Consider the following 13,491-nt stretch of genomic DNA (forward strand, 5'->3'; position numbering starts at 1 on the left):
GGCCTATTTTGCCATTACCACTCTTTATAAGTTTATATTTATATATCAATAAACTACCGCCGCAGCCGCCTTTTCCAAGCCCTGATTCAACGATTCGACCATGGCTGTGTAACCGTCGCCGTTTTGCGGTGTTTCAACGTGGAAAGGGCGGCTTTGTCCGTTCGGCCACAAGGCATAGCCGCTTACCAATGTTTTGCCTTGGTAACTGCCCTGAAACGCTTCCACATAAATTTTCAGTATTTGCGTACTGCTGCTTCTTGCGGCAGGCACGAAGATATGGCGGCCGCCGATGCGGTTGAGTTTGTTGCTGAAACCGGATGCCAGCGCGTTATCCAGCGAGCCAGCCCATAAATGGTTGCGGGCGAAGTTCACATGGTAGGCATCGGTTTGATAGACCAATCCGCCGTTATTGAGCGGCTCGGCCAGATACACGCGCACGGCGATTTCGCTGCCGCTTTTGGCGGGGTGGCTGTATTGGCTGTCGGGCAGCGTGAAATATTGGGTGGCGGGGGTGCTGCACGCGCTCAGGGCGGCCAGCGCGCCTATCATTATCCATTTGCGCATCAGCGGCTTCCTTTCGGTATCGGGTCTTTGGCATTGCTGTTAAAAATCAGCGAATTGGGTTTTTCTTTCAACGTATTGATCACGGGCTGCGCATCTTTCAAGGTTTTATCGATGCTCTGCAAAGTGCTCTGCACGTCGCCGTAAAGCGGTGATTGCGGCGATACGCCTTGCAGGGTTTGGCGCAGCTCGCGCAGGGTTTGGTTCAGTTCGTTGGGGATGTTCTGCGTTTGCGGCTTGCTGATTAAGGCGTTGGCGGAATTCAGGGTGGCCTTCAGTTCGCGCAGCGAGCCGTTCAATTCGCCCACGGTATTTTCCAGCGGCAGTTTGTTGAATTTTTCTAACAGGCTGCCCAGTTGTGCCTGCAAATCGTCGAGGCCGCCGCCACGGGTGGCGATAACGACGTTGCCGTTATAGTCGGCAAACGGTTTGAGCTTGGCGCTTTCAGACGGCCTGTCGTCCAGCTCTATCATTTTGCTGCCGGTTAACAGGTTGTTGCTGGCAATGGTGGCGGTTAAGCCTTTGCTTAAGGCCGTCTGAAACTGGTTTTGCCAATATTCGCGGCTTTGGGCTCCGGCATTAAGCTCCATGCGTTCGGGCTCGATGCGGATACGCACGGGAATCCAGCCGTTTTCAAACAGTTTGAGGCTGTCGTTTTGGGCGAAATAAGGCACGTCGGCCACGGCACCGATGTTGATGCCTTTGTATTCAACCGGCGCACCGCTCATCAGGCCGCGTACGCTTTGTTTGAAAAAGGCGGTGTAATAAAGTGAACGTTCGGTCGGCAGGTTGTCGATTTCGCTACGGTTATTGTAAAGCTCGAAAGTGTCGTCATTTACAGCGGGTTTGCCTTTGTCGCCGCCGGTGGGCGAGGCAAACGAGATGGCGCCCGAAAGCAAGGCGGGAATAGGCGCGGAATCTACCCGTATGCCGTTGCCGGTGGTTTCGATATTGATGCCGCTTTGCAGCCAGAACTGGCTGTTTTCGCCCACCAGTTTGTCGTTGGGGCTTTGAATGAACACGGTGTAGTTAACGGTTTGGTCTTTCGGGTTGAATTCGGCGCTCTCCACCACCCCCACGCTGAAATCTTCATACAGCACGGGGCTGCCGGCGCCTATCATTTTATCGTTGAGGCCGATGAGTTTCAGGCGCAGGCCGTTTTGCCCGATGGCGGCAATCGGCGGGATATCGAGCACTTCGAAACGCTCTTCGGTTTCTTCGCTTTTGCCGGGTGTGAAAGCGATATACGAGCCGGAAACCAGTGTATTGAGGCCGGAAATCCCGCTTTGGTCGATACGCGGTTTCACCACCCAAAACTGGGTGTCTTTACGCATCATGTCTTTCGCATCGGCGGTCAGGCGGGCGGTAACTTCCACGCCTTTTTGGTCGCTGCGCAGGCGGATGCGGGTTACGCGCCCTACTTCCACGCTCAACACTTTCACTACGGTGTTGTTCACTTCGATACCGTCGGCGCTGTCCATCAGCAAGGTGATTTCCGGCCCGCGGTTACGGATGTCTTTCATCAACAGCCAGCCGCCTGCAATCAGGGCGATCAGCGGAATCAGCCAGATAACCGAGGTAAATACGTTGGTTTTACGCACCACAGCCGGAACGGGCTGATAGGCAGGTTGCTTATTGTTGTCGTTACTCATCATTCAGATTGGTTTGCCGGCACGTTTTCAGACGGCCTGTTTGCAGATTGTTCAAAAGAATGCGCTTTGTCCCACAAAAGGCGCGGGTCGAAAAAATAGGCGGAAAGCATGGTCAGCAGCACCACCAGGCAGAAATACACCGCTGCCTGCCCCGGCACCACCCGCGCCACATAGGTGTGGAACGCACTCATCAAGATGATAATCACAAAAATATCGATCATCGACCATTTGCCGATGGATTCTGTGAAACGGTAGAGCCGCTGCATGGTGCGTGCACCGGCGGGCAGGCCGTAGCGCGCACTGATATTGAGCACCAGCAGCAGCACGATTTTCGCCCCCGGCACCAAAATGCTGGCGCTGAAAATAATCACCGCAATCAGCTTGTCGCCGTCGTTCCACATATACACGATACCGTTGAAAATCGTGTTGATCTGTACCGTGGTCGGGTTAGAGGAAATCATAATCGGCAACACGTTTGCCGGAACATACAGCAGCATCGCCGCAATCAGAAAAGCGGTGGAAACGCTCAAGCTTTTCGGCCGGCGGTCATATAGATCCGCCCCGCACACCCCGCAGGTTGCTTCTTCACGCCCGCGAAAATACAAGCAGCGGCTGCAACAGATACGCCCTTCGGAGGCCGTCTGAACCGCATCCCTGCCCAACATACGGTGGATTTTGTAATACACCCAATGTTGCGGAATCGAAACCGACGTACGGATCAGCATCACCGCCAGCACAAACATCAGATAAAACGCCGCACCGAATTCCACTTTCGCCACAGAAGAGAGCTTGATATAAGCCACCAGCGTTGAAATAAAAAACACATCAACCATAATCCAATGGCGCAGCCGAACCAGTGTGCGCGTGGCATACAGCAGGCCGGGATACACTTTCTCGCGCCACAACGCCGAATAAACATAGATACACAGCAGCAAAAACAGCAGCGGCGTGCCGAAAGTCAGCACAAACATCACTTCGGCCAAAAAGCCGAAATCCAGCAACACCAAGCGCTTCATCATAGCAGGCAGCGACAGAATCGAAGTTACCCCCGCCATCGTTACCGTAACAAACATCATGCTGTACACAAAAGCCATCAGCACCAACGAAGCGCTTGCATAGGCCAAAGGTGCGATATAGGGATTTTTCTCCACCTCCACCACTTCGTAGCCGCAGTTCGGGCAATGCGCTTCCTGCCCCTGCCACAAGCGCGGCAGCGCCATACGCTGCCCGCACTCGGGGCAATCGAGCGTATGCGCGGGCAGCGCCGAATCACGTTGCAGCGTGTGATAACGCCACCAGCGGCGGTAGTTTCGAACAAATTTCACGGCTTTTCAGACGGCCTTTTCCGTCGGCCGGCGATAAAATGAAACGCGTATTATAGCTGATAAAGTGCAGCTTTTTCGGATAGCGGGTGTAAAAGGACACAACCATATCGGTATCGTATCAGGGCTAGGTCTTTGCAAAGTCAGACCATCCCAAAAGTCTGATTTCCATCATTAGCTTCGCAAGCCCGTTACGTAGGAATGGCGCAGCGGACTTGCGAGAATCTAAGCATTCAGACGGCCTTAAGGAGGCTCGGGCCGTATGAAATGCACACCATAAAAACAAAGACAACCGCCGGACATCCGAAAATAGATGAAACCGGCGGTTTGCTTTATCTTTGATAATCGGTTGTCGCAAACTACATCAAAACACGCGGGCTGATACCGATAGCGGTATTGTCTTCAAACTTCAATAAAGCGGCGTTTCTGTTGTGCCCGAGAAATCCGGCCAACACATTGGCCGGAAATGATTGGCGCATGGTATTGTAGGAAACGGCCGAATCATTATAGGTTTGGCGTGCTGCCGCCACCCGGCTTTCCACATTGTCCAATGCCTCGATTAAGCGGCGGATATCCGGCTCCGACTTCAATTCGGGGTAGTTTGCAATCACACTCTGCAAATGGCGCAATGCCGCATTCAACTCGGTTTCCACCGCACCCAAAGAAGCAAGCGAACTTTCATCAATATTGGCCGATGCAGCCAGCAAAACCACTTCTGCACGGGCACGGGCAGAAGTTACCGCCTTTAAAACGGCAGGCGTGTGGTTGAGATAATCTTTAGAAACATCCACCAAAGAAGGAATAATATCGTGGCGGCGTTTGAGCTGGATTTGAATTTGTGAAAAAGCCTTGAGATATTGCCTTTTTCCGGCCAACAACCGTTTATAAACCATTATCGGCAGCAACATGCAGAAAACAATCAGAAGCAAAGTGAGAAGCGGTTCCATGACAAACATCCTTGTTAATCGGTTATCCCCCGCGTAATTACCGGGCTTTTTTATTGTTTATTTGTTCTTAGTATCAACGTTGTAATTATAACCAATCAAAAGAAATGTATCCATATGTTAAGTTATGCAAGGATAAATTTGGCGGATAATGTTGTATTCTTACACCATTAAGCCGTTTGCGGGTTACCCTTATGTTTTCCATAATGCCTTTACTGCACAACAATGAAACGGCTGCCCACACTTTCAGACGGCCTCACGCTGCAACGCCGCCAAACCGGCATGCAGGCAACACCAACGGCCGGTCGGTATATTATTTAGTTATCCTGTGCGGTTTTTTATTCTCGCCATCCCCAGTATCATTTCACGCTCATCCTGAAGGGCTTGTTCGTATTCCGGCAATATATGCATTCCTGCCACATGTTTATGCAACACCAATCCATATACCGCTGCGGCATGCGGCCACCAGCGGTTGCCTGCCGCTTCCATAAAACGGCAAAGCCGTAGCAACCGTTCGTGCTCAAAAGGCGGAACGTAAACCATAAATTGGCCGAAAGCGATTTCAAAACCTAACGCTTTTGCATTTTCTTTCAGTGTCGGCAAAGGCAGGCAATGCTTTTTAGCAGGCAGCAATCTGCCGTCGAACCATTTGCTGTATCCCCATAGAGAATAAGGATTAAACCCCGTCAACACTATCCTGCCTTCCGGTTTCAGCACACGGTAGGCCTCGGCAAGCGTAATATGGGGAGCACCGCTGCATTCCAACGTATGCGGCATTAATAATATATCTACCGACTCATCGGCCCATGCCCACACGCCCGCTTCCATATAAAAATCACGGACGTTGCAAAGCCATGTACCGGACGGCTTCAGCCATCCGCCCATGCCTGCCTGAACAGCCACCTGCAAACTATTACGGATTGGAAATCGATTAAAAAAAATTCTTTCTAAATCAGCAATATAACAACCAGCAGCTGTTTCTAAAAACCATCTGTCAAACATTTCGAAATTCACGCCGTCCGAACCTTATTTTGTTTATAAACAATCATAACAGCACATAAAATATACCTGTAAAAATTCTTTCATCTGATATGATTTATACAGTAAGCATTTCAATTGCTTCAGATATTTCCTGATAATTTCTTGACTTCATGCCCTTAAAATATTACTATCCCTTACATTCAAAATCACTATCCCGGAATTTATCAAGACTATGGCCAAACTAAAATCTATAGCCTTAGCCGTTACCGGCGTATCGGCAGTTTCAGGTGCAGCATACACCCACGCAGCCCCCTCCAGTCAAACAGCAGGTATGGCAATGATGCGTTTGAATTCGTCACTACTCGATCAAGAGCAAAGAAACCAAAACAACCTTGCATCAGGCAGTTTGTGGAATGCTATGCGCAAAGATTTCCGTATGGCCGAAGTCAATTCCGATTTGGTGCGTAGCCACGAAAACAAATTTTCTGCCAGCCGTGCCTATTTCGACCGCACCATCAACCGCAGCAAACCCTATATGTATCATATTGCGAACGAAGTGAAAAAGCGCAATATGCCCGCCGAAATCGCCCTGCTCCCCTTTATCGAAAGCGCATTCGTTACCAAAGCCAAATCACATGTCGGCGCATCGGGCTTATGGCAGTTTATGCCCGCCACCGGCCGCCACTTCGGTTTGGAGCGCACAGCCTTGTATGACGGCCGCCATGATGTTTATGCCGCTACCAATGCCGCATTAAACTATCTCGAATACCTGCACGGCATGTTCGGCGACTGGTCGTTGGCATTGGCTGCTTACAACTGGGGTGAAGGCAACGTAAGCCGTGCGATCAACCGCGCACGCGCGCAAGGCTTGGAGCCGGTGTATGAAAATCTGCGGATGCCCGCCGAAACCCGCAATTATGTGCCCAAACTTCTTGCCGTACGCAATATTGTGAAAAACCCGCAGGCTTTCGGCATGGGCTTGAGCGATATCGAAAACAAACCTTATTTCAAGGCTGTAGATGTCGACAAACCTATCGATACTAGTGCTATCGCACGTTTGGCGAATATCAGCGAAAGTGAATTTTTGGCACTGAACCCGGCATTCAACGCTCCCGTTTTCGTACCGAAAGCCAACCGCAAACTGCTGTTGCCGGCTCACGCCACCTCCACATTCGAGAAAAATTACCGTAATGCCAAATCCGACGAACTGCTTTCTTGGAATGTTTACACAGCAGGCGGCAAAACCAGCCTGAACCGTATTGCCGCCGAAGCCGGCATGAGCGTAGCCGAACTCAAACGTTTGAATAACACCAACAGCGATTCGCTCAATTCGGGTCGTAATCTTTTGGTGGCCAAAAACAGTCTTAAAGACGGCGGCAACGACTTCAATTATGTACGTACCGAAACCGAAAGCAGCCCGCTGCCGAACAGCTACAACACCAACGTTGCCTCGCTGAAACAAATTAACGGCTCCGATATCAAGGTGGCCGAATCCAGCTCGGCTCCGATCGCCATTTTGGCAGGCCAAACAAAACCTGCTGTTGAAAAACGCAATGCCTCGCCCGCACCGATTTCTATTGCGGCCTCACTGGTTGCACCCAATCAGCTCCCGGAAAAAGCAGATACCGCAATTGCAAAAGCTGATTCCGTTAAAATAGAAAAGGTTGATCTTGCCACCGTTCAATCACCTGAAGCCTCCACAGTAGCTATTGCAGAACCGCTTCCTTTACCCACACAAACCTCCGCAACACCCGCGCCCGAGCAACCGGCACCTTCCGACGAACCTGCGGATGTTGCAGTAAACAGCACTACCCTGCCCAACCGCGCACCTCAGGCAGCCCAATCTGAAGATCCTTTGCTGGCGCTGGTTAATGATGCAGAACAACAGCGTTTGAATACTGCAAACAGCATTAAAAACACACTCGCCCAACTGGAGGCTGACGAAACCGCCAACAAAGCCCGTGTTGACCGCATTGTTGTCAGCCGCGCAAAACAGCAACAACGCACTGAAGCACGATTGGCCCGGGCCAATGCTGCTGCGCAACAGGCCAATAACACCCACCGAGTAGAAACCGGCGACACCTTATTTAATATTTCCCAGCGTTATAACTTAAGCGTAGCCGATTTGATTACTGTTAACAATATCAAAGGCAACAGTATCCGCAAAGGCCAAGTGTTGAAAGTAACCGCCGCCTCTACACAACGCAATGCCGTGCGTAACGTTTCTTATACCGTGCGCAAAGGCGATACGCTTAACACGATTGCCAGCCGCTTTAATGTTGATGTAAACGACATCCGCCGTTGGAACCGCAATACCCGCACGGTTACACCGGGTCAACGTCTGAAACTGATGGGCAGCTGATTATTGTTGATATAAACTCATACAATCAAAACAATACCCGATGGTTTTCATCGGGTATTTTGTTTTCAGACGGCCTGCCATATATAAGAGCTTGAATTCTTTGTAAAATTCATGCCGACACACAAAACCCCTATGCCATACTATGGCTCAATTCGAGTATCTTCTTGTTTCAAAAAATAGTAGATATTCGAGTCAAACCTATTTTCAGGCAAACACTTGATGTAGATGTGCCTGATAATCAGCAATAAATTTCGGTACATCCGGTGCCTTCATCACATCATTGCAGATGAAAGTGGGCAGCGGTTCTATGCCGAGAAATTCGTTAGCTTTATGGAAATGCAGATAAGCGCCGTCTACACCAACGCCGCCAAAAAATTCAGCAGGTTCGTTGAAAGCTTCAATGGGTGCATTCCAAGTGAGCGACAACATATGTTTTTTACCTTGCAGCAAACCGCCTTTACCGTAGTTTTTGCTGGGATCGGTACGATGGCGCCCGTCACTGGCATACAGTTTGCCGTGCCCGGCGGTAAATACTTCATCAATATATTTTTTAACAATCCATGGCTCGCCCATCCACCAGCCGGGCATCTGCCAAATAACGGCATCCATCCACAAAAAGTTTTCGACTTCGGTTTCGATATCATAACCTTGGTCGATAACGGTTTCGCGCACCTGATGTCTCATAGCAGCCAATGTTATACGGGCGGTTTCGTGCAAGGTGCGGTTAAGTTCTCCGTGGCTATGGGCAAATGCTTTGCCACCATTTAACAATAAGATATTCATATTTCAGCTCTCTTTCTGATTAAGGTAAGCCATTTGGCCGTCTGAACAGATATTTCCACCGGCTTGTCAAATCATTATTATAAAAACATTTTTCCTATTTGGCTCATCGTGTTTAACAATAACCCGTATTACGCGAAACGATATGAAGCCCATATTCCGGCCGTCTGAAAACCCTCCATAAAAAAACACAGAGGCAGAAATCAACCGGCCTCTGTGTTTTTATACGCTTTTTATTGTTGTTCAGGGTTCACTTTTTGCGCCCCTTGGGTTTGCTTGATGGTACTGCCCAGATAACTTACCAATGCGCTGAAAGAAGCATTGCTTTGGCTTTCTGCCAACGCCAGCTTGGCGGGTTTTAATTGTTCCGTTATGTTTTCAGGTGTTTTAACAGCCTGTACCTCCACCAACACCGGCGCAGGCAGGTTCGACAACAACACATAAGCCGGCTTGCCGTTTTCGGGTCGGGCTTTAATCAGCTGTGCATAAGCCTCCGGCGGCATAGACTGGCGCGCCTGTTCGGCAGTCAACTGTGAAACCGGCGACCATTTCAAATCAGCGGCTTTACCTTTTTGTACATCTGCCAGCACCTGTTTGGCTTTGGCTTCCGCCAAACGGGTAGCTTCTGTGCGCAAATAGTCTGCTTTCACGAAATTTTTCGCTTCTTCAAACGGTTGTGTTTTTTGCTCGCGAACTTCTTTCGCACGCACCACCCACACCAAACCTTCATTAACAGTAATCGGTTCTGAGTTATGCTTTTTCTTCATCACATCATCGCTGAAAATAGCATTAATCAGATTATCGGGCATGCCGGCGGCTTTACCGTTTTCTTTGGTGAGCCAATCTGCGGGAGCTTGCAGCTTCAAGCCGGTTTTCTTGGCCACTTCCGCCAAGCTGCCGGGGTTGTTGAATGCTTCTTCGGCCAATTTTTCTTTGGCTTCGTTAAAGGCTGTTGCGGCTTTTTTCTGTTTCAACTCCGCTTCCAAACGGGCTTTTTCCTGCTCGAATGAAGGTTTGTCCTGAATATTCAAAATGGTGATGATATGGTAGCCGGCGGCCGTCTGAACCACTTCGCTGATCTCACCTTTTTTGAGCGAAAAGGCACGGTCTTCAAATTCTTTCAGCAAACCGCCGTCTTGAGGCAAGTAGCCCAGATTACCGCCGTTGGTGGCAGATGCCTCGTCGCGTGAATACTGTTTGGCCAGTGCGGCGAATTTAGACGGGTTGGCTTTAAGCTGGGCCAATACTTTTTCGGCCTCTGCTTTAGCGGCTGCCCTCACGTTTTCAGGTGCATCTTGAGGCACGGTAAACAGAATATGGGCGATTTCGCGCTTGGGTTTGGCTGATGCACTTTCCTGCTCGAAAGCTTTTTTCAACTCTTCTTCACTCACGGTTTGCTGTTTGGCCACATCTTGAATATTCAAAGCCACATGCTCCACTTTAACCGCTTGCGGAATCACATAGTCTTTTTTATTGGCATCATAATATTTTTTCAGCACGGCATCGTCTGTTTTCACTTGCTGCACAAACGCTTCGGGGCTGAATGATACTGAACGCACGGTGCGCTCGGCCTGCGTGGCCATAATCAGCTGCTTGGCCTGTGCATCGCTAACCAGATTGCCGTTATTAACCAAGCTGATCAGGTTGTTTACCGCAAATTCGTTGCGGATTTCTTCAATCAGCTGGTCTTCCGACATTTGGCGCTGGTTCAGATACTGGTTGAAGATGTTTTGACTGAATTTACCGTTTTGGTCGTGAAAACTGGGTTCGTCGACAATAATCTGCTTAAGCTGCTCCTGCGAAACGGAAATACCCATTTCACGCGCGCCTTCGGTCAGCAAGGCTCGCTGCACCAACGCATTGAATACCGCATCACGCGATTCGCTGCCGCCGGCGGCCTGCATATTCTGCACGGCCGTGTTTAATTGGTGTTCGCTAACCTTTTGGCCGCCAACTTTAACAATATAATCCGAGCCGGGGGCGGCTACGGTGCTGACACCGAAACCAACGAAAGTCAGTGCAATCAAGCCCAATAAAATTTTAGCGGGTGTTTTGTATTTTTCTACGGCTACAAACATGGCATTTAATCAAGATAATAAGGCAAAGGTGCATTGTAACAGCGTTTGCAAGCACTGTGCAGCTTAAAGAACGCCCGGCGGTCTGCAATCTCCCCAACGGTGTATGCATTGACGACACCGTCATGTTCAAGAGCAAATAAACCTTACATACCAGTTTCAAGAAACATGCAACTTAAAAATACAGAATGAATATTTTTTGAATTGCTTAATTATGTTGGAAATTGTCGCAATATTTAACATTACCGCACCGTTTCAGACGGCATCCAACGGGCAACGCCCATCGCGGCGGCTACGGCGAAGGAAAGCGGCAGATAGGCGTCGAAATTTTGGCCGGTAAAGCCGACCACCAGTGCGAACGCGGTCAGCGGGGCGTTCATCGACACCGCCAGGAATGCCGCCGAGCCGGCCAGTGCGGCGGCGGTCGGGTCAAGCGTTGGCCAAACCATCTGCCCCAACAGGCCGAGGCACAAGCCGGCGAGCGCACCGATGGCCAAGCCCGGGGTAAGCGTGCCGCCGTAGGCGCCGCTGCGCAGACAGAGCAAAACCACGCCGGTTTTGGCAATAAGCAAAGCGGCGGCAATGCCCAAGCCGGTTCCCCAGTAGGCGGTTTGCGCGGCGGAGCGGCCGTTGCCCAAAATCTGCGGCAGCCAAACAGCGATTACGGCGGTCAGCAGAAACGCCGCCGGCAGCGTCCACAATAGCCGTTTGCCGCTGCATCGCCGCTGTTCGGCACGCTTGACCGAACGCCGGAACCATTCGGCGGGTGCCGCCACAGCCGCACCGATCATAATGGCGAGCACGATTTCGGTGGTGCCGCCGCCCATTTGTCCGACTTCGTAAAAGGTTTCGGAAGATACCGCGATGCGCGCCACCCATACGGCAACGGCGGACACCGCCAGCGCGATGGCGGCATAATAGGCGGAAAACACACCCAGCAAAATTTCCAACGCAAACAAGGCACCCGCAAACGGTACATGATACACCGCCGCCAGCCCGGCCGCCGCACCGCAGGCCACCAGCACCCGCCGCGTTTCGCCGTCCAAACCGGCGCGTTCGGCAATACGGGTGGCGAACAGCGCCCCCAGTTCGCGCGGCGCCACCTCGCGCCCGACCGGTGCGCCGCAGCCGACCGCTGCAATCTGCAATACGGCGTGTGCGATGCTTTCCGGCAGCGGGGGACGCCGGCCATTGCCGCTGCCCGCCACCATGGCACCAATCGCTGCCAGCGGGCGGCCTTTGTTTTGCAGCAGCGCCCAACCGGCACCCACCAATACGCCACCCGCCAGCATGGCGATAATGCGCTGTTGCGGCGTGGTGCCTTCGGTAACGATGCGCAATTGCGCTTCGCTGTGGCCGAACGCCAGATATTCGATGCCGTGGATCAACCAGGTCAGTGCCGCAGCGCCCAAGCCGGCGGCGATGCCGGTAAGAATAACGGCGCAAAACAGCGGCAGGTGTTTGAGTGTCATGAATGGCTTTCGCTGTGAGATATGGGTTGTCAATATTCGGTAATCGTTTTCAGACAGGCATTTCAGACGGCCTGAAACCTTTGCAAAACCTCCAGATGCGGATGCCGTTCAGGGCGTAGCGGCGCACAACAACCATGCGCCGCAGATGGCGGTTTGCAGAAGTCTCAGCACAGTACCCGTTTCTTTATCTGGTTAACATTGCTGCCGAGTAAAACCGGTTCCGTTCGGCTATTGGCCGCTGTCCCTGTCTTTTTCGTTATGGCCCAGAATACCGAACAGCCAGCCCGACACCAGCGCCGCCGCACCGCCGAGCAGGGTGGCTTCGATGCGGTGTTCGGTGGCGGCCAGCGGATCGCCGTGGCCGATGGCGAACAGAAACACGATGGTGGCGGATATGGCGGCGGTCAGCAAGGCGTATTGGGCACGCTGCACGGCCAAGGCCGTGGCGGCGGACACTGTCGTGGCCAGCATCATCAACGGCAGGCTGTCGTGCAGCAGGTACACCGTGAGCGTGGCCAAGGCGCAGCCCGCTACGGTGCCGACCATGCGGTGCAGGCTGCGGGAGACGGTGGCAGCGGCTTCCGGACGCAAAATCATCACGGCGGCTATCGCCGCCCAATAATCGTTGCTTAAACCGATATGGCGCGCCATCCACAAAGCGGCGGTTACCGCCACCGCAGCAGCAAGCGAAAAACGCCACAACATATTCGCCGGCAGCCGCTGCGCAGGTTTGGCCGGCAGCGGCGGAGAATGGCGGGTGAAAAAGCGGGCCGTCAGCGCGGTAAACAGAATCTGTATGCCGCCACCGGCCAACATCAAACCGCCGCGCGGCAAGGCAGCTTGCCAGTCGCTCGGGTAATAGCCCGCAATCAGATAGGCACAGACGGTTTGCAGCGTCACCCACCACCAGCTGCTGTTGTAACTGCTCAAGGCGGCGCAAACCGCCGTCAGCAGCGCCGCCACAGCAAACACCGGCAAACCGTGACCGCCGATCAGCGAGCCGGTAACACCCGCCAGTGCCATACCGGCGCAGGCAGCCGTCATGGCGCCCCAGCGGGAACGGCCCAGCGCGTGCGCCGCACCAAAAGCGGTGGAAAACGCCGCACCGGCCATCACCATCACCGCCTTGTCGTCCCACTCCGCCGCCAGCAGCAACACCAGCAGCAGCGCAGGCGCACCCAGCCATGCCTGCTGATAGTAAATCTGCCTGGGCCAGCCGTGCTGCTGCAAACGCTGCCGCAAAAAAGTCCACATGATTTATGCTTTCTGTCGAATTCCGGTAGTGCTTTGACTGATGCTTGGCAGTATATCGAAGCGGGCAACTTTGTAAAATGAACTGCTT

The 13,491-nt window shown here is 52.2% G+C and carries 10 protein-coding genes; 1 reads left to right on the forward strand and 9 read right to left on the reverse strand.

Going from position 1 to position 13,491, the window contains the following annotated elements; translation table 11 throughout:
* Nucleotides 1-45 precede the first annotated feature (45 nt).
* From NQ012_RS00210 to NQ012_RS00230, 5 genes are all read right to left on the reverse strand, one after another.
* Entirely contained in the window at nt 46-564 is a 519-nt protein-coding gene (locus NQ012_RS00210) for a PqiC family protein (protein ID WP_257065418.1), read from the reverse strand.
* On the reverse strand, nt 564-2,213 hold the full coding sequence (pqiB, locus tag NQ012_RS00215; RefSeq protein ID WP_257065797.1) for an intermembrane transport protein PqiB: 1,650 nt from the start codon (nt 2,211-2,213) through the stop codon (nt 564-566). The genes NQ012_RS00210 and pqiB overlap by 1 nt, the downstream gene beginning before the upstream one ends.
* Nucleotides 2,213-3,538, reverse strand: coding sequence for a paraquat-inducible protein A (locus NQ012_RS00220; protein ID WP_257065420.1), 1,326 nt, complete (start codon nt 3,536-3,538; stop codon nt 2,213-2,215). The genes pqiB and NQ012_RS00220 overlap by 1 nt, the downstream gene beginning before the upstream one ends.
* A 356-nt stretch (nt 3,539-3,894) precedes the next feature.
* Nucleotides 3,895-4,482 carry a LemA family protein gene (locus NQ012_RS00225; RefSeq protein WP_257065421.1) on the reverse strand — a complete coding sequence of 196 codons (588 nt, stop codon included), beginning with the start codon at nt 4,480-4,482 and terminating at the stop codon, nt 3,895-3,897.
* A 318-nt stretch (nt 4,483-4,800) separates the two neighbouring features.
* Complete coding sequence (locus NQ012_RS00230) at nt 4,801-5,481, reverse strand: class I SAM-dependent methyltransferase (RefSeq protein ID WP_257065799.1); 681 nt, start codon at nt 5,479-5,481, stop codon at nt 4,801-4,803.
* Between the two features lie 211 nt (nt 5,482-5,692).
* On the opposite strand from NQ012_RS00230, the gene NQ012_RS00235 reads away from it, so the two are divergent.
* Nucleotides 5,693-7,822 carry a lytic transglycosylase gene (locus NQ012_RS00235; RefSeq protein WP_257065422.1) on the forward strand — a complete coding sequence of 710 codons (2,130 nt, stop codon included), beginning with the start codon at nt 5,693-5,695 and terminating at the stop codon, nt 7,820-7,822.
* 204 nt (nt 7,823-8,026) lie between these two features.
* Here the strand turns inward: NQ012_RS00235 and NQ012_RS00240 are convergent, their stop codons facing one another.
* The 4 genes from NQ012_RS00240 to NQ012_RS00255 form a co-directional block, all read right to left on the reverse strand.
* On the reverse strand, nt 8,027-8,605 hold the full coding sequence (locus NQ012_RS00240) for an NAD(P)H-dependent oxidoreductase (protein WP_257065423.1): 579 nt from the start codon (nt 8,603-8,605) through the stop codon (nt 8,027-8,029).
* Nucleotides 8,606-8,835: 230 nt separating this feature from the next.
* Nucleotides 8,836-10,680: a SurA N-terminal domain-containing protein gene (locus NQ012_RS00245; protein ID WP_257065425.1), complete on the reverse strand. Its 1,845-nt coding sequence runs from the start codon at nt 10,678-10,680 to the stop codon at nt 8,836-8,838.
* 239 nt (nt 10,681-10,919) lie between these two features.
* A complete protein-coding gene (locus tag NQ012_RS00250) occupies nt 10,920-12,149 on the reverse strand; it encodes a chloride channel protein (protein WP_257065426.1) in 1,230 nt (409 codons plus the stop codon).
* A gap of 228 nt (nt 12,150-12,377) precedes the next feature.
* A complete protein-coding gene (locus tag NQ012_RS00255) occupies nt 12,378-13,403 on the reverse strand; it encodes an FUSC family protein (protein WP_257065427.1) in 1,026 nt (341 codons plus the stop codon).
* Nucleotides 13,404-13,491: the final 88 nt, after the last annotated feature.

This window comes from Neisseria dentiae (assembly GCF_024580525.1).
GTDB lineage: Bacteria > Pseudomonadota > Gammaproteobacteria > Burkholderiales > Neisseriaceae > Neisseria > Neisseria dentiae_A.

Bases quoted from the DNA above. Each gene is read 5' to 3' on its own strand.
- NQ012_RS00210 (WP_257065418.1), bottom strand. From the start codon at position 564: ATGCGCAAATGGATAATGATAGGCGCGCTGGCCGCCCTGAGCGCGTGC.
- pqiB (WP_257065797.1), bottom strand. From the start codon at position 2,213: ATGAGTAACGACAACAATAAGCAACCTGCCTATCAGCCCGTTCCGGCT.
- NQ012_RS00225 (WP_257065421.1), bottom strand. From the start codon at position 4,482: ATGGAACCGCTTCTCACTTTGCTTCTGATTGTTTTCTGCATGTTGCTG.
- NQ012_RS00230 (WP_257065799.1), bottom strand. From the start codon at position 5,481: ATGTTTGACAGATGGTTTTTAGAAACAGCTGCTGGTTGTTATATTGCT.
- NQ012_RS00235 (WP_257065422.1), top strand. From the start codon at position 5,693: ATGGCCAAACTAAAATCTATAGCCTTAGCCGTTACCGGCGTATCGGCA.
- NQ012_RS00240 (WP_257065423.1), bottom strand. From the start codon at position 8,605: ATGAATATCTTATTGTTAAATGGTGGCAAAGCATTTGCCCATAGCCAC.
- NQ012_RS00245 (WP_257065425.1), bottom strand. From the start codon at position 10,680: ATGTTTGTAGCCGTAGAAAAATACAAAACACCCGCTAAAATTTTATTG.
- NQ012_RS00250 (WP_257065426.1), bottom strand. From the start codon at position 12,149: ATGACACTCAAACACCTGCCGCTGTTTTGCGCCGTTATTCTTACCGGC.
- NQ012_RS00255 (WP_257065427.1), bottom strand. From the start codon at position 13,403: ATGTGGACTTTTTTGCGGCAGCGTTTGCAGCAGCACGGCTGGCCCAGG.